Raw genomic sequence first — 21632 nt, forward strand, 5'->3', positions numbered from 1 at the left:
GTCAGTTTTGTTCGTCGCCATAGGGGTCGGGATGACCTAGTTCTGCCAGCAATTCTCGTTCCAGGCTTTCCATTTCTTCCGCTTCTTCGTCTTCGATATGGTCATAGCCAAGCAGGTGCAGGCAGCCATGAATAACCATATGAGCCCAATGGGCCTTGAGAAGCTTACCCTGCTCGGCAGCCTCGCGCGCGATGACTGGTGCGCAGATGATGATGTCACCCAGCAGCGGAATATCCAGCAGCTCGTCGGGTACATCGGCCGGGAAAGTAAGTACGTTGGTGGCATAGTCCTTGTGCCGGTAGGTGCGATTGAGTTCGCGACCTTCCGGCTCATCCACCAGGCGGATGGTCAGTTCTGAATCAGCGGTGCGCTGGCGGAGGGCGACCTCACACCAGCGACGTAACTCAGGTTCCTCAGGTAGATCGGGCGCTTCGCTGGCGATTTGTACATCAAGCTCAATCGTCATTCGTGTTTTCCCGCGACTGACGTTTGTCAGTCTGCTGTTGTTCGAAGCGATCATAAGCTTCGACAATGCGCTGTACCAGAGGATGACGTACCACGTCCTTTGCCAGAAAGTGCGTAAATCCAATGCCCGGCACGTCTTTCAGGACGTTGATGACATGGGCCAGACCCGAGCGCGTGCCGCGGGGCAGGTCGACCTGGGTGATATCGCCGGTGATGACGGCTGTAGAGCCGAAGCCGATACGCGTCAGGAACATTTTCATCTGCTCGACGGTAGTGTTCTGGCTCTCGTCAAGAATGATGAAGCTGTTGTTGAGTGTTCGACCCCGCATGTAAGCCAGTGGCGCCACTTCGATAACCTGCCGTTCGATCAGTTTGGCTACGGTCTCAAAGCCAAGCATCTCGTACAGGGCGTCATACAAAGGACGCAAGTACGGGTCGATCTTTTGAGCCAGATCACCCGGTAGGAAGCCGAGCTTCTCGCCCGCTTCAACCGCGGGGCGAACCAGCAGGATACGGCGGATCTGTTCTCGTTCGAGAGCATCGACGGCACAGGCTACGGCGAGGTAGGTCTTGCCGGTGCCCGCCGGGCCAATGCCGAAGTTGATGTCATGATCGAGGATCGACTTGACATACCGCTGCTGATTGGCGCCGCGAGGACGAATCATGCCTTTACGGGTGCGCAGAGAAATATTCAGATCGCTCTGAGGCTCGGAAAGCCCTTCAAGACCGGATTCCTGCAGAAACAGGTGAACCATGTCAGGCGTCAGGTCATCTTCGGTCTTGGTCTCGCGATACAAACGTCGCAGCAGATTTTCAGCCGACTGGATACGCTCCGGCGTGCCGACCAGTTCGAACTGGTTGCCGCGGTTGCGGATTTCGATATCGAGCCGTTTTTCGATCTGCCGAAGGTTTTCGTCGAGCTGGCCGCAAAGCTTGGCAAAGCGTTGAGCATCAAACGGTTCGAGAGTAAAGCGCCGAGGTTCTTGAGGTGTATTCAAGGAAGGAATAATCGCCCTATAGCTGATGATGTTTACTTGAAGAGTAATCGGTTGTGCGCACTTGGCAAAGTGCGCACTCTACCAATAGTCAGACAGTGACTATGGCACCGGAAGTTGCATGCGGCTGTGCAATTTCTGCTAGAAGGGTGCCTCGCAGGGAGTGGGGCAGTGCGTCATCAATATGAACCTGGACGAACTGGCCAATCAGCAAGGCATTGCTAGAGCGGAAATTGACGATGCGGTTGTTTTCCGTACGACCCTGGAGCATGCCTGGGTCCTTCTTAGAAAAGTCGCTGACCAGGATGGTCTGGACCGTGCCAACCATGCGACGACTGATCTCGAAGCCCTGCTGGTTGATGCGGGCTTGCAGGATCTGCAGACGCTGTTTCTTGACCTCTTCCGGGGTGTCGTCCACCAGGTCCGCTGCCGGTGTGCCGGGGCGTGCGCTGTAGACGAAGGAGTAGGAGAAGTCGAAGCCGACGTCCTCGATCAGCTTCATGGTCTGCTCGAAGTCCTTCTCGGTTTCGCCCGGAAAGCCAACAATGAAGTCAGAGCTGATGCAGATATCAGGAACCGCCGCCTTGAGTTTGCGAATACGTGATTTGTACTCGATGGCCATGTGGTTGCGCTTCATGGCTGCCAGGATTCGGTCAGAACCCGACTGCACCGGCAGATGCACGAATTTGGCCAGCTCCGGGATCTCGGCGTGTGCCTGGATCAGGGCGTCGGAAAACTCTAGCGGATGCGAGGTGGTGTAGCGAATCCGGTCGATACCATCAACGGCCGCCACCACGCGCAGCAGCTCGGCAAAGTCGGCGATCCGGCCATCATGGGTCAGGCCGCGATAGCCATTGACGTTCTGTCCGAGCAGAGTGACTTCGCGAACGCCGTTCTCGGCCAGGTGAATCACTTCGGCCAGGACGTCATCAAAGGGTCGACTGACCTCTTCACCACGGGTATAGGGCACGACGCAGAATGTGCAGTACTTGCTGCAGCCTTCCATGATCGAGACGAATGCGCTGGGACCATCGACACGAGGTTCGGGCAGGCGATCGAATTTCTCGATTTCCGGGAAGGAAATGTCGACCTGTGGCGCGCGAGTAGCACGGGCCGCATCGATCATTTCAGGCAGGCGATGCAGTGTCTGAGGGCCGAACACCACGTCGACGTAGGGCGCACGATCACGAATCGCGGCGCCTTCCTGGCTGGCCACGCAGCCGCCCACGCCGATCACCAGCTCGGGGTTCTGTAACTTCAGTTCGCGCCAGCGGCCCAGTTGTGAAAAGACCTTTTCCTGAGCCTTTTCACGAATGGAGCAGGTATTGAGCAGGATCACATCGGCTTCGGCCGGATTTGCGGTCAGCTCCAGCGCCTGATGCTCACCGAGGAGGTCGACCATGCGGGACGAGTCATACTCGTTCATCTGGCAGCCGTGAGTTTCGATGAAAAGCTTCTTGGTCATGCGCGCTTCGTCGGGGAAAAAATTGAGGACCGCATATTATAAGGATGAGAGTCCTTGCTTCCTAGCACTGATCGTCTCCTCACTGCTATTATCCGTCCCCGTTTTCATTCCTGTTACCCATCATCATGAGCAAACCAGCGATCTATAAGGTGATTTTTCATAACCAGGGACAGGTTTACGAGATGTATGCCAAGCAGATCTATCAAAGTGATCTGTGGGGCTTTCTCGAAGTCGAGGAATTCGTCTTTGGCGAGCGTACACAAGTCGTCGTAGACCCCAGTGAAGAAAAACTGAAGTCCCAGTTCGAAGGCGTTATCCGCAGCTTCGTTCCCTTGCACTCGGTCATCCGGATCGACGAAGTGGAGCGTCTTGGCCAGGCCAAGATCAGCGAAGCCAAGGGCGGAACGAACGTCATGCCATTTCCGGTACCAATGCCGGAGAAATAATGCCGCAAAACGCAGCCGTCATACCATGCGGCTGCGTCTACCGGTTTGTCAGGGAAGTGGCGCGAAAGGATTTCCGGTGCCTACCGTCTGCAAATCCTGCAGGTAGTCTCTGAAAATCTGACCCAGCACCTGGGTTGCAATTTCCAGCTCATCCTTTCTCATCTGCTCAGCTACCAGATCCGCGGTGTCCATGGCGTCTTCCGAGCCGTTGATGGCAGCCATCTTGAGTATGATATAGGCCTGCACGGTATTGGCCTGAACACCTTCGCCACGAAAAAACATGGTGCCCAATCGGTACTGCGCATCAGCATGGCCCTTCAGCGAAGCCTGCTCGAACCAGATACGAGCCTGATTCAAATCCTTTGGGGTCTGTTTGCCATCGTAGTAAAAGCTGCCTAGCTCATATTGCGCCTGCGCATCACCGGCGCGGGCAGTCTGCTGGCACTTGGAGAGGGCTTGCGGAAGCTCTTCCGGGGCTGCATTGAGGTTGCAGCGGCTGGTGCTGGGAATGAGCAGGGAATTACCGCCCGCAAAGGCGAGCAGCGGGAACAGGAGCAAGCTGGTAATGATGAAACGGCCGGCGCGGTGCATGGAACGCCTCCAGGATCGAGGCAGGTTTTTCTGGAAACCCGACCGGCGAAACGCGCCGGCTCGCACATTATGAGTGAAGCCGATACCACCTTACAAAAAATTTACGCAGTTACGATGAACTTTTTTTGTAATTGCCTGATATCGGCTGTTTCAAACTGAGAGGCTCATTGCAAACGATGGTTCCGCTCCGTTTGCCTACAAGCGAAACCATCGATAGGCGGTACTCAGTTTTTCAGCGCGGCAAAGGCACGTTCGGCTGCCTTGAACGTGATGTCGAGTTCCGCTTCGCCATGTGCAATGGAGGTGAAGCCGGCTTCGAAAGCGCTGGGTGCGAGATAGACGCCACCTTCCAGCATCAGGTGGAAGAAGCGCTTGAAGCGCTCGACATCGCTGGCCATGACGTCATCGAAGGTCACGATGTCGTCTGCCGTGCTGAAATAAAGGCCGAACATGCCGCCTGCCTGGGTGGTAACGAACGGAACGCCTGCTGCCTGGGCACGTTCGCGCAACCCGATCAGCAGACGGGTTGTCAGGGCGGTCAGCTCGTCGTGGAAGCCGGGACGGCTGATGAGCTTAAGCGTCGTCAGGCCAGCTGCCATGGCGAGTGGGTTACCGGACAGCGTGCCGGCCTGATAGACCGGGCCAAGCGGTGCAATCTTTTCCATGATGGCGCGCTTACCGCCAAAGCACCCGACAGGCATGCCTCCACCCACGATCTTGCCAAACGTGGTGAGGTCCGGTGTGATTTCGTAATGAGCCTGGGCACCACCCAAGGCAACGCGGAAGCCAGTCATGACCTCGTCAAAAATCAGCACCACGCCATGTTCATCGCACAGGGTACGCAAGCCCTGCAGGAAGCCGGGGGCAGGCGGTACGCAGTTCATGTTGCCGGCCACGGGCTCGACAATGATACAGGCGATATCCGCACCTACTTTCTGCAGGGTTTCCTTGACGGCGTCCAGGTCGTTGTAGGGTAGGGTAAGGGTGTGCTGGGCAAACGCAGCGGGTACGCCAGGAGAGCTGGGAACGCCCAAGGTGAGGGCACCAGAGCCCGCTTTTACCAGAAGACTGTCCGAATGGCCGTGATAGCACCCTTCAAACTTGATGATGGTGTCGCGACCGGTATATCCACGTGCTAGGCGAATGGCACTCATGGTGGCTTCGGTGCCTGAGCTGACCATGCGCACCATTTCCATGGAGGGCACCAGCTGGCAGATCAGATTGGCCATTTCGGTTTCCATGGCAGTTGGTGCGCCATAGGACAAACCATGTTCAAGCTGGCGGCGCACAGCATCCAGTACGTCGGGATGACTATGCCCCAGAATCATCGGGCCCCAGGAGCCTACATAGTCAACGTAACGCTTGTCGTCTTCGTCGATGACATAGGCGCCTGCGGCATGCTTGAAGAAAAGGGGCGTGCCGCCCACGCTTTTGAAGGCGCGAACCGGGGAATTGACGCCACCTGGAATATGCTTCTGGGCATCGGCGAACAGTGTTTCGGAGCGTGACATGGCGAATTCTCTACGAAATGGGGTTGAACAGTGCACTGAATGCCCGGGCGCGGCGCTCTACCTCTTCGGCAGAGGGCGCGGAAAACAATGCATGAATGACGGCAATCAGACTGGCTCCACGCTCGATCAGTGAGGGGGCATTGTCGAGGGTAACGCCTCCAATGGCGCACACCGGCACGGTGAAGCGGCGTTGCGCCTCGATCAGCAGTTCAGGCGTGGCCGCCGGTGCGCCGGGTTTTGTGTTTGAGTTGAAGAAGCGACCAAAGGCGATGTAGCTGGCGCCTTCCAGGACAGCGCGTTCCGCCAGGGCCAGCTGGGCATGGCAAGTACCTCCCAGAATTGCCGCCTGACCTAACTGTTGGCGTGCTTCGGCGAGGGATCCATCTTCCTGCCCCAGATGCAGGCCCACACCCAATTGGAGTGCAAGCTCAAGGTCGTCATTGATGATGAGGTCTGCGCCGTGGCGTCTACACAGCTCGGACAGTGCCTGAGCTTCGTCCCGACGGCGGACCTGGTCGCTGGATTTGTCCCGATATTGAATCAAGCGGGCACCGCCCTTCAATGCGGCTTCCACATAGGGGAGAAGCTTGTCGTCGGCCAGGAGCTGGCTGTCAGTAATGGCGTACAGACCACGCAGTGGAGTCATGAGCAGAAGTCCAGTGGCAGGCGACGGGGAATATACTGGCCGCAGCCGGGACGCTCGGCATCACGCAGGGTGCGCCAGGTGTAGTCCAGGGCTGAGCGAACTGCGCTGGGCAGGGCTTCTCCCAAAGCCAGCCGCCCGGCCAGTGCGCTGGCCAGCGTGCAGCCCGAACCGTGATAGCTACCGGGAAGACGCTGGCAGATAAAGGTTTCCTGATGCCCGTCACGGGTGTACAGGCGATTGTGCACTTCCTGCTCGTCACCATGACCGCCGGTGATGAGCAAATGCTCGCAGTAGGGGAGAAGTTTGTCGGCACACGCGTCTGCCGTCCCTTCCGGCAGCTCGGCCAGGATGCGGGCCTCGGGGAGGTTAGGCGTGACAATCGTTGCGCGCGGCAACAGCCGCTCGCGGATGGCATAACCCACCTCATCCTTGCCAAGGGCTCCACCACCACCGGCGCGTAGCACCGGGTCGCACACCAGTGGCAACTGTGGATGATCCGCGAGGATATCCAGTACTGTTTCAACCATTTCGATAGAACCAAGCATGCCCAGCTTGACGGCTGCGACAGGAAGATCCGTCAGCACGGCGTTGGCCTGGGCCATCACCCAGGCACGGTCCAGTACACGAAAGTCGGACACGTTGATCGTATCCTGAACGGTCAGCGCGGTGACGGCGGGTGCCGCATGGCAGCCCTGGGCGATCAGGGCTTCGATGTCTGCCTGCAGACCAGCGCCGCCGCTGGGGTCATGACCGGAAAGGCAAAGGACGACGGGACGAGCGTTGTGTGTATTCATGGCAAAAAGCTTATCACTAAACAGGCTGAACAAAGGCTCCGGTCGGCAGTGTAGCTGCTGGGCCGGCCTGTGATAGAGTGCCGCACCTAACTCAATGCTTGAAGGGATGCGTCGCACGAGAGGGCAGTTTGTGCATGATGCTGCCTGCGGGCTTTTCTGGCGAAGCCTTTTATATGCGCAACTGGTTCTTTTTCATTCTGCTCGCATGGCCCTGGTGGGTACAGGCCGTTGAGTTCGATGAGTCGATCGAACGATTGTCCCTCGGACAGTCACTTGAGGTATTCGAGGATGTTCGTGGCACATCGACTATCGAAGACATCACATCACCGGCATTAAGTGGCAGCTTTATCCGGCATGGCGAAGATGTTTTTGGGGCCGGCTATTCACGCTCGGCCTACTGGATTCGCCTGGACCTTGCGTATCGACCCAAGACCGGCATTGGGCCCAAGAGCTGGCTGCTCGAACTCTCCTACCCACCACTCGACCGCTATGATATTTACGCACCCGATGCGCAAGGTGTGTACCGATTGGCCCAGCGCATGGGGGATACTCTGCCGTTCAGCAGTCGTCTGATTCGGCACAGCAGCTATCTGTATCCGCTGTCGTTTGCACCGGGAGAGACCAAGCGGCTGTATCTGCGGGTTGAAAGTCAGGGGTCCGTTCAGGCCCCGCTGGTGCTCTGGACCACCAGGGCGTTTATCGAGGCCGAGCCGGCACGTGTTTATCTGCTAGGTATCATCTACGGTGTTCTGCTGGTGATGATGCTCTACAACCTGCTCATTTTCCTCAGCGTTCGCGATCCCAGTTATCTGTATCACATCTTTTATGTCGGCTCGTTCGGCTGCTATCTGCTGTCGATCAACGGGACCGGCTCCGAGTACCTGTGGCCGGACAGTCCTCGCTGGGCCAACATCGCAACGCCATTCTTTGTCGGCATGGCAGGTATCTTTGGTAGCCAGTTCACCCGACATTTCCTGCAGACCCGCCAGTACAGTCGTCGAATCGACCTCTGCATGAAGGGCCTGATCCTGCTGGCCTGCCTGTGCGTCCTGACGTCACTGACCTGTGACTACGCGACGGCAATGCGGTTGGCCACGCTCCTGGCACTGATCTTTATCTTTGTCGTGTTCACGGCCGGTATCCGGGCCTGGTTCGACGGTATGCGTACCGCGCGTTACTTCATCATCGCATGGTCGATTTTCCTGCTTGGCGGGCTGGCCAATATTCTGATGGTAGCCGGTCTGTTGCCTTATAACTTCCTCACGGTCTATGCGAGCCAGATTGGCTCGGCGCTTGAAGTAGCCTTGCTTTCGTTGGCTCTGGCTGACCGGATCAATGCCATGCGCGAGGAACGGGCGCGGATTCTCGAAGAGTCTCGCCGTGCACTGGAGCGGTTGAACGAAGAGCTGGCCAATAGTAATCGCTTGAAGGATGAGTTTCTGGCTACCGTGACCCATGAGTTGCGAACGCCCATGAATGGAGTTATCGGCTCGCTGGAACTGATCCAGACGCAGCCCATGACGGTGGATCTGGAGCAGTACCACCAGTCCGCCAGCGAGTCCGCGCGAGCAATGATGCGCATGGTGGATGACATCCTGACCCTCACCGAGCTGCGTGCCGGCAAGCAGGTAGCTCGGCGGGTGCCGTTCAGTCTGCATGGACTCTTTGACAGTTTACGCACGCGCTATACCCCGAGTGCCGAGGCCAAGCGTCTGGCATTCCAAGTGGAGATCGACCCGGCATTGCCCGATACCCTGGAAGGTGACGCACCAAAGCTGGCCAGAGCCTTGGGGCATCTGATCGAAAACGCCATTAAGTTCACGCATGAAGGATCGGTAACGGTGCGCGTACAGGCGCATCCGGATGCGCAGGCAGATGCTTATCGCCAGCCGCTGCTGATTGAGGTGGTCGATACGGGTATCGGGTTTACACCGGAGCAGAGCGAGCAGCTCTATCAGCGCTTCCATCAGCTCGATGGTTCTCTGACGCGCCGTTATGGCGGATTGGGAATTGGCCTGGCCCTGTGTCGCAAGCTGATCCATCTCCTGGGGGGAACGCTCAGCCATTCCTCGCAGGTGGGTACTGGAAGTCGCTTTCGCATGGCTATTACCTTGCCGCTACCGGGGCGTGTGGCGCTGCCGGCACCTGCGCGCCGCGCCTGTGTGCTGACGACACGGCAGCCCGCCAATTGCACGGTTCTGATCGTGGAGAGCAATGCCCATGACGAGATGATCCTGCGTGGCATGCTGCTCCGGCTGGGCTATCAGGTGCGGACTGCCGATTCCGGCTCTCAGGCACTTGAACTCCTGGATCAGGTAACGGTGGATGCCGTCCTGCTCGATTGCCAGATGCCGGTCATGGATGGGTTTGCCATCTGTCGGGCCATTCGGGCATTGCCCGATTGCGAGGAGCTGCCGGTGCTGGCGTTGTCATCCCATCCACACCACGGTGATCGGGAACGTTGCCTGGCGGCCGGGATGAGCGATTACCTGGCCAAGCCGGTCAGGCTGGGTGAACTGCAAACTCTTCTACAGGATTGGCTGCTCTGTCAGGCTCCGGTTCAGACGTCATAGAGGGCTATACTGGGCAGCTACTTATGTTCAGGTATTTCTTTACATGGCGCTTTGGACGTTACTGCGCGATTTTCTCTTTCGCCATCGACTGGCCTATTGCGGGGCAATCACCTGCCTGTTGGGCGTAGGCCTCTTGAATCTGACGCTGCCCTGGTGGGTAGGCAAAACCATTGATGCACTACGGGCCGGTGAGCTCGAGCGAACGGAGCTGCTAGGGCGTGTCGCCCTGCTGGCGGTGGTTGGTCTTGGGCTCTATGTGCTTCGTTATCACTGGCGGGTACGGTTGTTCGGAACCGCGTACAAGGTAGGCGTGGAGCTGCGCGATGCGTTTTACGCCAAGCTTACCCGACTGGATCCCGGCTTTTTTCAGGCGAGTCGTACGGGCGATCTACTGGCACGGGCTACCCAGGATATCGATGCAGTAGAGATGGCTGCCGGTGAGGGCGTGCTGTCCAGTTTTGACGGGGCCATGACCCTGGTGCTTGTACTGGCAGTCATGCTGGTCGGTATCGATGCGCCGTTGGCGCTCATGGCCCTGCTGCCGTTTCCGTTCATGGCCTGGGGGTTCTACCATGTGGCGAAGCGGGTTCAGCAACGCTTCGGGCAGACCTTGCAGCGCTTCTCAGACCTCAATGATCGCACTCAGGAGGCTTTGAGCGGGCTGCGTATGCTGCGACAGAACGCGCTGATCGAAGCGGAGCTGGATGATTTTGACGAGCGCGCCCGTGCGGCGGCTAAGGCTGATTACGCTGTTCAGCGAACCGAAGCCAAGTACGAGCCCATCATCTTCGTAGCGCTAAGCTGCGCCACGCTGCTGACATTGATCGTGGGCACCGGACGCTACATGCAGGGCGCCATTACGCTAGGACAGCTGACCAGCTTCAGCCTTTACCTTGTACAACTGATCTGGCCAATGTTTGCCATTGGCTGGTGCCTTAATATCCTCCAGCGTGGAGAGGCGGGAGGGCGTCGCCTGCGGGAGTTTTTTGCCTCCGTAGAAAGCATCCGAGACGAGGGGACACTGACGCCCGAGCCCGGATCGACGTTGAGCGTAAATATTCCTTCCTTTGTCTATCCTCAAGGCCAGACGCCTGCGTTGCAGGATATTCACTTCGAGCTTCCGGCAGGAAGTACGCTGGGCATTGTGGGCGCCACAGGCAGCGGGAAGAGTACCTTGCTGCGGCTGCTGCTCCGTCAGTACCCTTTGACGGACGGCGAGATTCGCCTGGGCGATCATCCTCTTGAGGCGTATTCACTGGAAGCGTTACGGGCTCAGTTTGCATACGTTCCCCAGGATCCTTTCCTGTTTGCCCGCAGTCTGGCTGAAAACGTTGCACTTGGACGACCTGAGGCTACCCCCGAGCAGATCCGGGGCGCTCTGACCGACGCGGCCTTTGCCACAGACCTCAATCAGCTCCCCGAAGGGCTTGAAACGCCGGTGGGTGAGCGCGGTGTGACATTGTCTGGAGGCCAGCGACAGCGAGTAGCCCTGGCGCGTGCACTGTTATCCGATGCGCCTATCCTGCTGCTGGATGACACGCTGTCGGCCGTTGATACTGCGACCGAAACACGTCTGCTCGAGACGCTGGCTCGCCTGGGCAATCGGACGCGCATCATTGTGAGCCACCGTCTGTCTGCCGTACGGGAGGCTGATCAGTTGATTGTGTTGGAGGAGGGCCGTATCGCCGAGCGAGGCTCGCATGAACAGTTGCTGGCGCAGGGTGGTGTCTACGCCCGACTCTGGCAGCTGCAACAGGCAGGAGGCGAACATGCCTAAGCATCGTGTTATCAAATTGCTGCTGGGGCCGGTGTTGGCTAATCCGCGCCGGCTGATGGCGGCTGTGGCTATCCTGATTGGGGCAACTGTCATGGACGTGATGGGCCCCTGGCTAACTAAACATTATCTGGATACCTACCTGGTGCCTGGCGATCTGCGGGCTGAGCCCCTGATCGTACTGTTCCTGATCTATGTAGTAACCCAGGCGCTCGCCGCACTCGGGCGTTACCTGCAAAGCCTGCGGTTTGCCGGCATCGCCATGGATACGGTACTGCTGTTGCGTCGGCGGTTGTTCCGCCATGTTCTGCACTTGCCGCAGAGCTTTCATGACCGTACGGCAACCGGGGAGCTGGTTGCGCGGGTAACCAATGACACAGATGCCCTGCGTGAACTCTATGTCGCGTTTTTGGGCACCATTGTTGGCAATATTGTGCTGCTGATCGGCATTCTGGTGGCCATGGCACTGATGAATGTCCATCTCATGATGATCGCCATGCTGCTTATCCCGGCGGCCGCTTTTATCGTCTGGCTGTATCAGCGCTTGAGCGGGCCGGCTGCCATGCGGGTGAGGGCGCTGCGCTCCGAGCAGAGCGCGCGTCTCAATGAGGCGATTGGCGGAATGGCTATTATCCAGGCCTTCAACCAGACCGCGCCGTTCCGCAAGCACTTCCATGATCTCAACCAGCAACAGTACGAGGCACGAATCAGTACGGTACGTTTCTCGGGCCTGCTCTTGCGTTCGGCGCTCGATCTGGTGAGCGTGATTGTGCTGGCGGTATTGCTCCTGACCTATGGTCTGAATCACCTGGGTGGAGGAGCCGAGATCGGGGTGATGTACGCCTTTGTGACTTACCTGGGGCGAGTGACCGAGCCACTGATGGAAATCACTCAGCGGTTCAATCTCTATCAGCAGGCGAGCGTTGCCGGTACGCGACTGCTTAATCTGCTCGATCAGGCCCAGGCACTACAGGGTACCGATAGCCGGCCGGTGGACAAGGCCTGCTTTGAGCTCAAACAGGTTCGCTTCCGCCATGAAGGTGCGGATCACGACACGTTGAGCGATATCAATCTGGAGATTGCCCCTGGCACGTTCCTGGCGATCGTCGGGCCGACCGGCAGCGGGAAGTCGACCCTGCTTGACCTTCTGGCCGGCTTGCAGCCGGTAACGGGTGGCCAACTCCTACTGGATGGCCGTGAGCTGTCAAATCTGACGCCTGAAGCACTAGGAGCCGCCATTGCTACCGTACCACAGGAGCCATTCATTCGTTCCAGCACCCTGCGCGATAACCTGCTGCTGGGCAGTGAGGCAGAGCCGTGGCGTCTTCAGGAGGCGCTTGATGATGCTCACCTGTCTCCTCTAATTGCACGGTTGCCCGAGGGGCTGGAAACCCGTCTGGGTGAGCGTGGCTTTACGCTTTCCACGGGTGAGCGGCAATTGCTGGCGCTGGCGCGAGCCCTGCTGCGCCAGCCCAAGGTGTTGCTGCTGGATGAGGCGACGGCCAGTATCGACAGTGAAACCGAAACGCTCTTGCAGGAAGCGCTGCATGACTTGCGCGGCAAGGTGACGATGATTGTAGTGGCGCACCGGCTGTCGACGATCCGTGATGCCGATCGCATCATTGTGCTGCGGCAAGGACGGCTGGTGGAGGAGGGGAATCACGCACAACTCTTGGCCAACCCCGAAGGGCATTATCATCACCTGTGGAATCAGCGCCGGGATTCTGAGCAATTGTCAGATAACCGTGATCCAACTCAGCTACTCTCTGACTAAATGCTGGCAAAGGGGCTGTCTGGCCTGCTGATGAGTCGACGCAGGAGCCAGATTGCCTCGTTCATTCTTGAGTAAGGAAATCGTGCATGCCTCAGACGTTCGAAGATGGTTTTGTTGCAGCCCATTCGGCTAGCGAGGCGGTGGATCGGCTGGCTGCGCTGCATCAGCAGGCAACCCAGGCCTTGAGCAGTGCGCTCAAGCGCTACCTCAAGGATCGTATCGAGCCGACCGAGGCCGAGCGACAGCTGTTCCGGTATCCCGAGATCCGTCTGTGCTACCGCTCTTCCCAGGCGGTGCCGACTACCACGCGGGCCTATGCCAAGGTGCAGCTTCCAGGTACTTACCGGGCCACCGTTACGCACCCGGCTGCCTTTCGCAAATACCTGCTTGAGCAGCTCGAACCGCTCATGGCGGAATACGACATTCTGGTCGAGGTGGGGCCGAGCGAGCAGGACATCCCCTATCCCTATGTGGTGGAGCAGGGGGATGAACTGGCCGGGTCGGGCGTGACGGCCGCCGAGCTGGCGCGCGTCTTTCCCAGTACCGACCTGTCCGCCGCCCACGACGATATCGCCGATGGCCTGTATGACTGGGCGCAGGAGACCATTCTTCCCCTATCGCTGTTCGATGCCGCCCGGACGGACTTTTCCCTGCGTCGTATCGTGCACTATACCGGCAGTGACTGGCGCCATGTGCAGCCCTGGATTCTCCTGACCAATTACCACCGCTATGTCGATCAATTCATTCGTCATGGCTTACAGCAGCTGCGGGACGATCCTCGGTTCGTGCGTATGGTGCTGCCGGGTAATGTCACCATCGAGCGCGGCCTGGATGATGGCGAGGCCCAGTCCATCATTGGCGGTATCGCCTGGCATCGCTTTCAGATGCCGGCCTATCACCTGATCGCCGCGGATGGTCATGGCGTTACCCTCGTAAACATCGGGGTGGGGCCATCCAATGCCAAGAACATTACGGATCATCTGGCCGTCTTACGCCCGCACTGCTGGCTGATGATCGGCCACTGTGGCGGGCTGCGGCAGTCACAGAACATCGGCGATTACGTACTCGCGCATGCCTATATGCGTCGTGACGGCATTCTGGACCGTGTATTGCCGCCTCACATACCAATCCCGGCCCTGGCCGAAGTGCAGGTGGCCCTGGCAGAAGCGGCAGCTCAGGTGACGGGCGACCGTGGCGAGGCGCTCAAGCGCCGGCTGCGAACCGGCACAGTGCTGACCTATGACGACCGTAACTGGGAGCTGAGATGGGCGCAGGAGCGGCCTGTCATCAATCTGGCCCGCGCCATTGCGGTGGATATGGAGAGCGGCACTATTGCGGCTCAAGGGTATCGACTGCGTGTCCCGTACGGCACTTTGCTGTGTGTGTCAGACAAACCCCTGCACAGCGAGATCAAGCTGCCGGGCTCGGCCAATGCGTTCTACGAGCGAGCCGTCAGTCAGCACCTGGCAATCGGTATCGCGGCATTGGACCTGCTCCGGGCGCAGCTGGATTCGCTGCACTCGCGCAAGCTGCGCAGCTTTGACGAACCGCCTTTCCGTTGATACCTGAAAACAAAAAGGCCAGCGTAAAGCTGGCCTTTTTTCTTATGCGCCTAGACTGGCCAGGCCGATGTAAGTGGCGGCACCACCCAGGTAACCCAATAGCGCCAGCAGGCTGATGCGTTTCAGGTACCACATGAAGTCGATCTTCTCCATGCCCATTGCTGCTACGCCAGCTGCCGAACCGATGATCAGACAGCTGCCGCCTGTACCGGCGCAATAGGCCAGCATTTCCCAGAATCGCCCATCGGCCAGGAAATGGGTGAGCCAGCCGGCGTCAGCTGAGCTGGCCGCCGTCAGCGCTTCAGGGGAGACCAGCGGATACATTTTCATGGCGCCTGCTACGAGCGGTACATTATCGACCACCGATGACAGGAGACCGATTGCGATATTGATGGCATAGACATCGCCCAGGCCGTCTTTCAGCCAGGTGGCGACCTGCACCAGGTGGCCCGCCGTCGCCAGGCTGGAGACTGCCAGCAGAATGCCCAGGAAAAACAATACGCTTGGCATATCGATCCGGCGCAGTACGCCAATCACGGACAGCGGGTGCTTGTCTTCATCGTTCTTGCCGCGGTGGATGATTTCAGTCACGACCCACAGTACGCCAAGGCCCAGCAGAACACCCATGTAGGGCGGCAGGTGTGTCACGGTCTTGAATATCGGCACAAAGAGCAGGGCGCCAATGCCCAGAGCAAAGACAAGGTTGCGCTCGAACGGAGTGGTTGGATTCGCATTGTTCTCATGCTCATCCAGTGCCGGTCGCTCGGCTTCGCCCTTGAGCCTGAAGCTGAGCAGCACCAGGGGAACGAGCAGACAGACCAGGCTGGGCAGAAACAGACTCATGACGATACCGCTGGCCGAGATCTGGTTTCCAATCCACAGCATGGTAGTCGTTACATCGCCAATAGGTGACCAGGCGCCACCCGCATTCGCGGCAATGACCACAATCCCGGCGTAGAACCAGCGCTCCTTGGCATCGGCAATGAGTTTGCGCAGCAGGGAAACCATGACGATGGTAGTCGTCAGGTTGTCTAGCGCGGCAGACAGGAAGAACGTGATCAGGCCTACCAGCCATAGCAGGCTGACGCGCTTGTTGGTACGAATACGGTCGGTAATGACCGTGAAGCCTTCGTGGGCATCGATCAGTTCGACGATGGTCATGGCGCCCATCAGGAAAAACAGGATCTCCGAGACCTCGCCCAGGTGGTGGCGCAGCTCCTCGACCACGAAATGAGTGTTGTCGCTGCCGGGCTGCAGATGCGGCAGGATTTGATCTGCGCCCAGCACCAGCAGCGTCCAACTGACAACGGCTGTTAGCAGCGCCGAGGCGGCTTTATCGATTTTCAGGGTGTGCTCGCAGGCGATACAGAGGTATCCGAGCACGAAGGTTAAGGCCATGAAGACATACATGAGCGGCTTTCCAGGGCAGGGAGTCAGGTCGAAACCTTTTCCAATCATTACAGAGAGGGCGCCGAGGATGCCTTATATGTTTCAAAAAATGAAGAAAAAGGCACAAAAAGGATTGCTTCTCGAGTCGTCAGACGGCCTATCGATACCCCTGGGCCTGCAGCTGGAATAGATGAGCGTACCGGCCACCCTGGGCGACCAGCGCGTCGTGGCGTCCCTGTTCGATGATACGGCCATGCTCCAGGACCACAATCTGATCAGCCGAGCGAACCGTAGAGAATCGGTGAGAGATCAGGATCGTCATCTTGCCTTGGGCATGCTGACGAAACTGCTCGAAAACCTCTGCCTCGGCGGCAGCATCCATGGCAGCCGTAGGTTCGTCGAGTACGAGAATGTCGGCCTGGGTACGCATGTAAGAGCGTGACAGTGCGATTTTTTGCCATTGTCCGCCTGACAGTTCCTGCCCGCCTTTGAACCAGCGACCCAGTTGTGTCTGATAGCCTTGGTCGAGTCGCTCGATGAAGTCGCTGGAGCGTCCACGTTCGGCTGCTTCCTGCCAGCGCTGCTCGTCGTCAAAGGCTTCGACATCGCCCACGCCCAGGTTTTCGCCAGCGCTGAACTGATAGCGAATGAAGTCCTGAAAAATCACACCGATACGTTGCCGCAAGGCTTCTGTGTTCCACTCCTGAAGGTCGCTGCCGTCCAGCAGGATACGGCCCTCGCTAGGTGTGTAGAGCCGGGTGAGCAGTTTGATCAGTGTGGTCTTGCCTGAGCCGTTCTCGCCCACCAGCGCCAGGCTTTCGCCAGGCCGAAGGTGCAGCGTAATCCCCTCGAGGGCGGCCCGGGAGGCGCCTGGGTAATGAAAGCTGACCTGCTCGAAGCGGATGCCATCGCCTGGGGTCTGGCCTTGTTTCAAGCTGCCATGCTCAGCGGCCACAGGCTGTTCGAGGTATTCATACAGGTTGGACAGATAGAGGTTGTCTTCATACATGCCGCTGATGGCGGTCAGGCTGCTGCTCACTGCCGCTTGGCCCTGTCGGAACAGCAGCAGATACATGGTCATTTCACCCAGGCTGATGCGCCCTTGTACAGTGTCCACCACGATCCAGACATATGCGGCATAAAACGCCAGTGTTCCAAGCAGACCGAGCAGAAAGCCCCAGGTATCCCGGCGGATCGTCAGGGCCCGGTCTTCGGCATAGAGTTGAGTGAAGATATCGCGGTAGCGCTGGAGCAGGCGTGGCGCAAGACCAAAAAGTTTGACCTCCTTGATGTGGTCCTCCCTCGCCAGGACCGCTTCAAGATAACCCTGCATGCGTGCTTCAGGGGAGCGCCGCCGAAACAGGCGAAAGGCATCACCCGAAAACTTGGCTTCGGCAAAAAAGACAGGCAATGCCCCGACCACCAGGATAAGCAGCGCCCAGGGTGAAAAATGAATCAGCAGGATGGCAAAGCTGATCAGTGAAAGACCGTTCTGCATCAGGCTGAACAGCTTGTTGACCAGGGAGAGCGGGCGGATCGAGGCCTCGCGGCGGGCGCGGGTGAGCTTGTCGTAGAATTCCGAGTCTTCAAATTGGACCAGTGACAGTTGCTGGGCCTTTTCCAGGATCATCAGGTTGACCTTTTGCCCCAGCAGGACGCGCAGCAAGGACTGCTGGACGGAGAGGCCCCGCTGCGCCGCTGCGATCAAGGCGACCACGCCGGCTTCCATGGCCAACAGCCAGAGCACGGGCGACAGCAGAACGTTCCCCTGTGTCTGATGCAACTGCATGGCCGCCACGACCGAATCCACGATCTGCTTGCCGAGCCAGGCGGCCAGCGCTGGCAACACACCTGCTACCACGGTAGCCAGGGCAAGTCCCAGGGTCAGGGCAGGAGAGGTCGACCACACGAGGCCCAATGCCCGTGAGCTGTATTGAAAAAGGCTGAGCGCCCGGTGTCGCCAAGGCTGGCGCGGCGCAGGGGGTATGGCTGTCATGGGGTATTGGAGTGCATTCCTGGCGGGGAAATCCGTCAGGAATGCTGCCATGATCGTTATGGCGTCTGCCAGTTAATCATCAGGCCTGCTTGCGAAAACGCCCCTCGGCGTCGGCTGTCTTCATGGCGGCAACTACCGAAAGCGGATCGACCCTGAAGGGCTCGTTGTGAATGGTTTCCCCTTCCGCGCAGGCCAGTTCCGCAGCCTTGAGCAGGTCTGCATCAGACGCATTGGCCAGACCGATATCTGCCAGAGTAAGCGGCAAGCCGATTCGCTGACTGAACGTGAAGGCTTCATCAATGATGGCAGGCTTGCGGCCACTCAGGATCAACATGGTCAATACGCCAAACGCAACCTTCTCGCCGTGCCAGTAGCTGTGGGTCTGGGGCAGGGCGGTGAAGCCATTGTGAATCGCGTGAGCAGCTGCCAGGCCGCCGCTTTCGAAGCCTAGTCCGGAAAGAAGGGTATTGGCTTCGACGATATGCTCCAGGGCTGGCGTGACGACCTGTTGCTGACAGGCATGCAGTGCGAGTGGGCCATATTCCAGAAGCGTGTCATAGCACAGGCGTGCCAGGGCATAGGCGGTGAAAGGGCCGGGTCTTCCTGTCATGTTGCCAGCGCCGCGGATACGGCAGTCTTCTGCCTCGAACCAGGTCGCCATGGCGTCGCCCATTCCTGATACCAGAAAGCGCGCAGGGGCCTGGGCAATGATACCGGTGTCTACCAGTACAAGATCCGGGTTTCGCGGCAGAAACAGGTAGCGCTTGAGAGCACCTTCTGCGGTATAGATTACTGAAAGCGCACTGCATGGAGCATCGGTAGAGGCCAGGGTAGGCACAACGGCCACAGGTATGTTCAGTTCGTGGGCCAGCGCCTTGGCGGTGTCGAGTGATTTGCCACCACCGATCCCGACGATAGAGTCAGGCAGGTGCTGACGCGCCACTCCAGCCAGCCGTGCGACTTCCTCGTCGCTGCACTCGCCGTTGAAGCGGATACGCTGGCATTCGAGCTGATGCTGACAGGCCTTGTCGAGCGCTGCCCCCAGATGGTCGTCGGCAAAGGGGTCAAGAAGGGCCAGGGTACGTTTACCGAAGCGTGCAAGCTCCTCACCCAGGTGGTTAAAGGCTCCGTTACCTTGAACATAGCGGGAAGGGAAAATTGCCGTCGTGAGCATGGGGCAGGTTCCTCTGAAGTGGATTAGCCTGACTATGGAGCGTTTGGGAGGGCGCGCTATTGTCCTGAATCAACGCTGTTGGCATCAGCGTCTATCGCTGGATGAAAGGCGCGGAGGAGTTACCGCCGCGCCCTGGACTATCAGTGTCCAGCCGTGATGACGGGCACTGCCCAGCTCTCGCCAGGCAGCGGTGCGCGGAAGGCCTCTTCCGGCAGTCCTTGGGCTTCGCGCTCCTTGGCAAGGTCCTGGGGAGGCGCAAACTGGGCTTCGTCACTGAGCGGGAAGGTACCGAAGTGAATGCCCATGCTGGTGCTGGAGTGAAGAATCTTGTGTGCGGCTACTGCCTCCTGTGGATTCATGTGGCTCGACACCATGAACCAGCGTGGCTCATAGGCCCCGATGGACAACGCCGAGAAGCGCATGGGACCGAAACGGTCGTGAATCCGTTGGAAGTGCCCGCCCCATGCGGTATCGCCGGGGAAGTAGACAGGACCGCTGGCGGACTCAAGTACAAAGCCGCCCCATAAGGTACGGTTGGTATCGAAGCGGGTGCGGGCCGACCAGTGCTGTGAAGGCACGATATGCAAGGTTACCTGCTGGTTCAGTGGCTGACTCTGCCACCAGTCCATTTCGGTGACATTGCCAAAACCGGTCTCCTTGCGGATCAACTCGGCGTTTCCCAGCAGCGTGACGACGGGCGTGAGCGGGTTGATCTCGGCGAGACGGCGAAGCGTCGCCAAGTCCATATGATCGTAATGGCTGTGGCTGACGAAGATCAGGTCAAGAGGTGGAAGCTTTTCCAATGCTACGCCTGGGTCATGGTAGCGCTTGGGACCTATGAAGCTGAACGGGCTAACTCGCTCGGACCAGACCGGGTCGGTCAGAATATTCAAGCCATGATACTGAATGAGCAGGGTGGCATGGTTGATATAGGTGACGCGCAGGTCATCGCCTGTCACGCGCTCTGGCAGCTCCTCCTGGCTCGGCGGAAGCGCCTGCCAGATCCACTCAGGGCGCTCGCGGGTCAGCTGCCATTTGATCAGGGTCCAGAAGCTCTTTTTGGTAAAGGGCTCCTGGTTATAAAACTGCTGCCCGTCGAAGTGATCCGAGGGCGGACCTTTGTATTCCGGGCCGCCACAGCCTGCAAGAGCGAGAAGGTTGACCAGCCAGAGGGAGCGAAAGATTCTCATGAAGGACTCACGTTGCCGGTAAGTGAAAATCGAGTGCCGGTTTTTCGGTACACTCGCGGGTATCTTTTATCGTTGCACCGCGTTTTTAACGTGCCCGTGCCTCAAGTGCCAGTCTTCATCATGCCTCGTTCCTACCGCTCCCCTCAAACCCCGCGTCCTCGTCGTGTTGCCAAGGCCCCGCCGGCCGAGCCGCGGCTGATCTTGTTGAACAAGCCATTCGATGTGCTGACCCAGTTTTCCGATGGGGACGGGCGGGCTACGCTCAAGGACTTCGTTCCGATTCCAGGCATTTATCCGGCTGGGCGGTTAGATCGGGACAGCGAAGGGCTGCTCCTCCTGACCAATGACGGGCGCTTGCAATCGCGCATTGCCGACCCCAAGCACAAACTACCCAAGACCTATTGGGTTCAAGTGGAAGGCACCCCTACGGATGAGCAGATACAAACGCTGCGAACAGGCGTCGAGCTGAATGACGGACCGACGCTTCCCGCAGAGGTGCGCCTGTTGGAGGAGCCGGAGCTGTGGGAGAGAAACCCTCCCGTGCGCTTTCGCAAGAGTGTTCCAACGGCCTGGCTGGAGCTTGTGATTCGTGAAGGCCGCAACCGGCAGGTACGTCGCATGACGGCAGCCGTCGGCCTGCCTACATTGCGCCTGGTGCGAGTACGCATCGGCCCTTGGGCGTTGGAGGGTATGACGCCGGGTGAATGGCGCGAGGTGCCGGCGCGGCTGTAACCGCGCCAGCGGATCAGCTGTAGCGATCAGTAATGTGACGTGATAACCGCGATGCCTTCGTTCAACACGTCCCGCCAGGCTTTGAGCGTCTCGTCCGTGCATTGCGGGTCGTGGCTTGAAATGGTGGCGAGCAAGGTATCGACCCAGATGCTGTAGAGTTCCGGGCGAATATCCATCTGATGGCGGCAATGGGTTTCGCCCAGCGCGCGTAGTTTGGTATCCGGCATTCCGCGCGCCACCATGACCAGGTTCATGATGCCCTGTCGCAAGAGCTGCTTTTGGGCCTGCATGTTGGTATTGACGAACTTCTCGCGGATCAGCGGCGAGCTGGCAAGAAAGCGGGTATAGAAGTCATCGAAAAAGTCAGCGCTGGCGCAGCAGCGGCCGTAGCTCTGCATCACCTGGTCGGCGGGTTTCATGGCAAGTCCTTGCGAGTGTTTCGTCCACGTTTGTGGGTACAGCGGATGGGGAGCGAAGTGTAAACGGGTGGCAAGCCTATCAGGTTAAGACAATAGTCTTAAAGGCCTTTTGATATGGAGGGTTATTGGCCGTGCC

18 protein-coding genes are annotated in these 21632 nt (G+C 58.6%); 6 read left to right on the forward strand and 12 right to left on the reverse strand.

Annotation, left to right across the window (positions count from 1 at the left end):
- Position 1 precedes the first annotated feature (1 nt).
- The 3 genes from ybeY to miaB form a co-directional block, all read right to left on the reverse strand.
- Positions 2–466 (reverse strand): rRNA maturation RNase YbeY, encoded by a 465-nt coding sequence (ybeY, locus tag PLU01S_RS05850; protein WP_074823003.1) that lies wholly within the window; start codon positions 464–466, stop codon positions 2–4.
- On the reverse strand, positions 456–1463 hold the full coding sequence (locus tag PLU01S_RS05855; protein ID WP_074823000.1) for a PhoH family protein: 1008 nt from the start codon (positions 1461–1463) through the stop codon (positions 456–458). Before PLU01S_RS05855 ends, ybeY begins: the two co-directional genes overlap by 11 nt.
- 88 nt (positions 1464–1551) lie before the next feature.
- The gene (gene miaB, locus PLU01S_RS05860) at positions 1552–2925 is read right to left on the reverse strand and encodes a tRNA (N6-isopentenyl adenosine(37)-C2)-methylthiotransferase MiaB (RefSeq protein WP_074822997.1); all 1374 of its coding nucleotides are present in this window, start codon (positions 2923–2925) and stop codon (positions 1552–1554) included.
- Between the two features lie 125 nt (positions 2926–3050).
- Between miaB and PLU01S_RS05865 the strand changes: the two genes are divergently transcribed.
- Positions 3051–3371: a DUF1820 family protein gene (locus tag PLU01S_RS05865; RefSeq protein WP_010797115.1), complete on the forward strand. Its 321-nt coding sequence runs from the start codon at positions 3051–3053 to the stop codon at positions 3369–3371.
- A gap of 48 nt (positions 3372–3419) precedes the next feature.
- Here the strand turns inward: PLU01S_RS05865 and PLU01S_RS05870 are convergent, their stop codons facing one another.
- The 4 genes from PLU01S_RS05870 to PLU01S_RS05885 all read right to left on the reverse strand — a co-directional run bounded on the left by PLU01S_RS05870 (position 3420) and on the right by PLU01S_RS05885 (position 6913).
- Positions 3420–3962, reverse strand: a complete 543-nt coding sequence (locus PLU01S_RS05870) for a tetratricopeptide repeat protein (RefSeq protein ID WP_074822994.1) — start codon at positions 3960–3962, stop codon at positions 3420–3422.
- A 224-nt stretch (positions 3963–4186) separates the two neighbouring features.
- Positions 4187–5473 carry a glutamate-1-semialdehyde 2,1-aminomutase gene (gene hemL, locus PLU01S_RS05875; protein WP_010797117.1) on the reverse strand — a complete coding sequence of 429 codons (1287 nt, stop codon included), beginning with the start codon at positions 5471–5473 and terminating at the stop codon, positions 4187–4189.
- Between the two features lie 10 nt (positions 5474–5483).
- Positions 5484–6119: a thiamine phosphate synthase gene (thiE, locus tag PLU01S_RS05880; RefSeq protein WP_010797118.1), complete on the reverse strand. Its 636-nt coding sequence runs from the start codon at positions 6117–6119 to the stop codon at positions 5484–5486.
- Positions 6116–6913, reverse strand: coding sequence for a hydroxymethylpyrimidine/phosphomethylpyrimidine kinase (locus tag PLU01S_RS05885; RefSeq protein ID WP_074823479.1), 798 nt, complete (start codon positions 6911–6913; stop codon positions 6116–6118). Before PLU01S_RS05885 ends, thiE begins: the two co-directional genes overlap by 4 nt.
- A 173-nt stretch (positions 6914–7086) precedes the next feature.
- On the opposite strand from PLU01S_RS05885, the gene PLU01S_RS05890 reads away from it, so the two are divergent.
- The 4 genes from PLU01S_RS05890 to amn all read left to right on the forward strand — a co-directional run bounded on the left by PLU01S_RS05890 (position 7087) and on the right by amn (position 14596).
- Positions 7087–9486, forward strand: coding sequence for a hybrid sensor histidine kinase/response regulator (locus tag PLU01S_RS05890; RefSeq protein ID WP_074823475.1), 2400 nt, complete (start codon positions 7087–7089; stop codon positions 9484–9486).
- 43 nt (positions 9487–9529) lie between these two features.
- The gene (locus tag PLU01S_RS05895; protein ID WP_074822989.1) at positions 9530–11263 is read left to right on the forward strand and encodes an ABC transporter ATP-binding protein; all 1734 of its coding nucleotides are present in this window, start codon (positions 9530–9532) and stop codon (positions 11261–11263) included.
- Positions 11256–13034 carry an ABC transporter ATP-binding protein gene (locus tag PLU01S_RS05900; RefSeq protein WP_074822987.1) on the forward strand — a complete coding sequence of 593 codons (1779 nt, stop codon included), beginning with the start codon at positions 11256–11258 and terminating at the stop codon, positions 13032–13034. The genes PLU01S_RS05895 and PLU01S_RS05900 overlap by 8 nt, the downstream gene beginning before the upstream one ends.
- Before the next feature lie 86 nt (positions 13035–13120).
- Complete coding sequence (amn, locus tag PLU01S_RS05905; RefSeq protein ID WP_010797123.1) at positions 13121–14596, forward strand: AMP nucleosidase; 1476 nt, start codon at positions 13121–13123, stop codon at positions 14594–14596.
- A gap of 42 nt (positions 14597–14638) precedes the next feature.
- On the opposite strand, the gene nhaD is transcribed toward amn, so the two are convergent.
- From nhaD to PLU01S_RS05925, 4 genes are all read right to left on the reverse strand, one after another.
- Positions 14639–16006 (reverse strand): sodium:proton antiporter NhaD, encoded by a 1368-nt coding sequence (gene nhaD, locus PLU01S_RS05910; RefSeq protein WP_074822985.1) that lies wholly within the window; start codon positions 16004–16006, stop codon positions 14639–14641.
- A 136-nt stretch (positions 16007–16142) separates the two neighbouring features.
- Positions 16143–18032: an ABC transporter ATP-binding protein gene (locus tag PLU01S_RS05915; protein WP_376748335.1), complete on the reverse strand. Its 1890-nt coding sequence runs from the start codon at positions 18030–18032 to the stop codon at positions 16143–16145.
- A 28-nt stretch (positions 18033–18060) separates the two neighbouring features.
- Positions 18061–19155 carry a glycerol dehydrogenase gene (locus PLU01S_RS05920; protein ID WP_074822979.1) on the reverse strand — a complete coding sequence of 365 codons (1095 nt, stop codon included), beginning with the start codon at positions 19153–19155 and terminating at the stop codon, positions 18061–18063.
- Between the two features lie 140 nt (positions 19156–19295).
- Positions 19296–20345, reverse strand: coding sequence for an MBL fold metallo-hydrolase (locus PLU01S_RS05925; RefSeq protein ID WP_074822976.1), 1050 nt, complete (start codon positions 20343–20345; stop codon positions 19296–19298).
- A gap of 120 nt (positions 20346–20465) precedes the next feature.
- Here PLU01S_RS05925 and PLU01S_RS05930 point away from each other — a divergent pair, with 120 nt between their 5' ends.
- Positions 20466–21077 carry a pseudouridine synthase gene (locus PLU01S_RS05930; protein ID WP_074822974.1) on the forward strand — a complete coding sequence of 204 codons (612 nt, stop codon included), beginning with the start codon at positions 20466–20468 and terminating at the stop codon, positions 21075–21077.
- 26 nt (positions 21078–21103) lie between these two features.
- Here the strand turns inward: PLU01S_RS05930 and PLU01S_RS05935 are convergent, their stop codons facing one another.
- Positions 21104–21496: a globin gene (locus PLU01S_RS05935; protein ID WP_010797129.1), complete on the reverse strand. Its 393-nt coding sequence runs from the start codon at positions 21494–21496 to the stop codon at positions 21104–21106.
- Between the last annotated feature and the right edge of the window lie 136 nt (positions 21497–21632).

The sequence above is a fragment of the Pseudomonas luteola NBRC 103146 genome (assembly GCF_002091675.1).
In the GTDB taxonomy this organism is placed as follows: domain Bacteria; phylum Pseudomonadota; class Gammaproteobacteria; order Pseudomonadales; family Pseudomonadaceae; genus Chryseomonas; species Chryseomonas luteola.

Bases quoted from the DNA above. Each gene is read 5' to 3' on its own strand.
- ybeY (WP_074823003.1), bottom strand. From the start codon at position 466: ATGACGATTGAGCTTGATGTACAAATCGCCAGCGAAGCGCCCGATCTA.
- miaB (WP_074822997.1), bottom strand. From the start codon at position 2,925: ATGACCAAGAAGCTTTTCATCGAAACTCACGGCTGCCAGATGAACGAG.
- PLU01S_RS05865 (WP_010797115.1), top strand. From the start codon at position 3,051: ATGAGCAAACCAGCGATCTATAAGGTGATTTTTCATAACCAGGGACAG.
- PLU01S_RS05870 (WP_074822994.1), bottom strand. From the start codon at position 3,962: ATGCACCGCGCCGGCCGTTTCATCATTACCAGCTTGCTCCTGTTCCCG.
- hemL (WP_010797117.1), bottom strand. From the start codon at position 5,473: ATGTCACGCTCCGAAACACTGTTCGCCGATGCCCAGAAGCATATTCCA.
- thiE (WP_010797118.1), bottom strand. From the start codon at position 6,119: ATGACTCCACTGCGTGGTCTGTACGCCATTACTGACAGCCAGCTCCTG.
- PLU01S_RS05885 (WP_074823479.1), bottom strand. From the start codon at position 6,913: ATGAATACACACAACGCTCGTCCCGTCGTCCTTTGCCTTTCCGGTCAT.
- PLU01S_RS05890 (WP_074823475.1), top strand. From the start codon at position 7,087: ATGCGCAACTGGTTCTTTTTCATTCTGCTCGCATGGCCCTGGTGGGTA.
- PLU01S_RS05895 (WP_074822989.1), top strand. From the start codon at position 9,530: ATGGCGCTTTGGACGTTACTGCGCGATTTTCTCTTTCGCCATCGACTG.
- PLU01S_RS05900 (WP_074822987.1), top strand. From the start codon at position 11,256: ATGCCTAAGCATCGTGTTATCAAATTGCTGCTGGGGCCGGTGTTGGCT.
- amn (WP_010797123.1), top strand. From the start codon at position 13,121: ATGCCTCAGACGTTCGAAGATGGTTTTGTTGCAGCCCATTCGGCTAGC.
- nhaD (WP_074822985.1), bottom strand. From the start codon at position 16,006: ATGTATGTCTTCATGGCCTTAACCTTCGTGCTCGGATACCTCTGTATC.
- PLU01S_RS05915 (WP_376748335.1), bottom strand. From the start codon at position 18,032: ATGGCAGCATTCCTGACGGATTTCCCCGCCAGGAATGCACTCCAATAC.
- PLU01S_RS05920 (WP_074822979.1), bottom strand. From the start codon at position 19,155: ATGCTCACGACGGCAATTTTCCCTTCCCGCTATGTTCAAGGTAACGGA.
- PLU01S_RS05925 (WP_074822976.1), bottom strand. From the start codon at position 20,345: ATGAGAATCTTTCGCTCCCTCTGGCTGGTCAACCTTCTCGCTCTTGCA.
- PLU01S_RS05930 (WP_074822974.1), top strand. From the start codon at position 20,466: ATGCCTCGTTCCTACCGCTCCCCTCAAACCCCGCGTCCTCGTCGTGTT.
- PLU01S_RS05935 (WP_010797129.1), bottom strand. From the start codon at position 21,496: ATGAAACCCGCCGACCAGGTGATGCAGAGCTACGGCCGCTGCTGCGCC.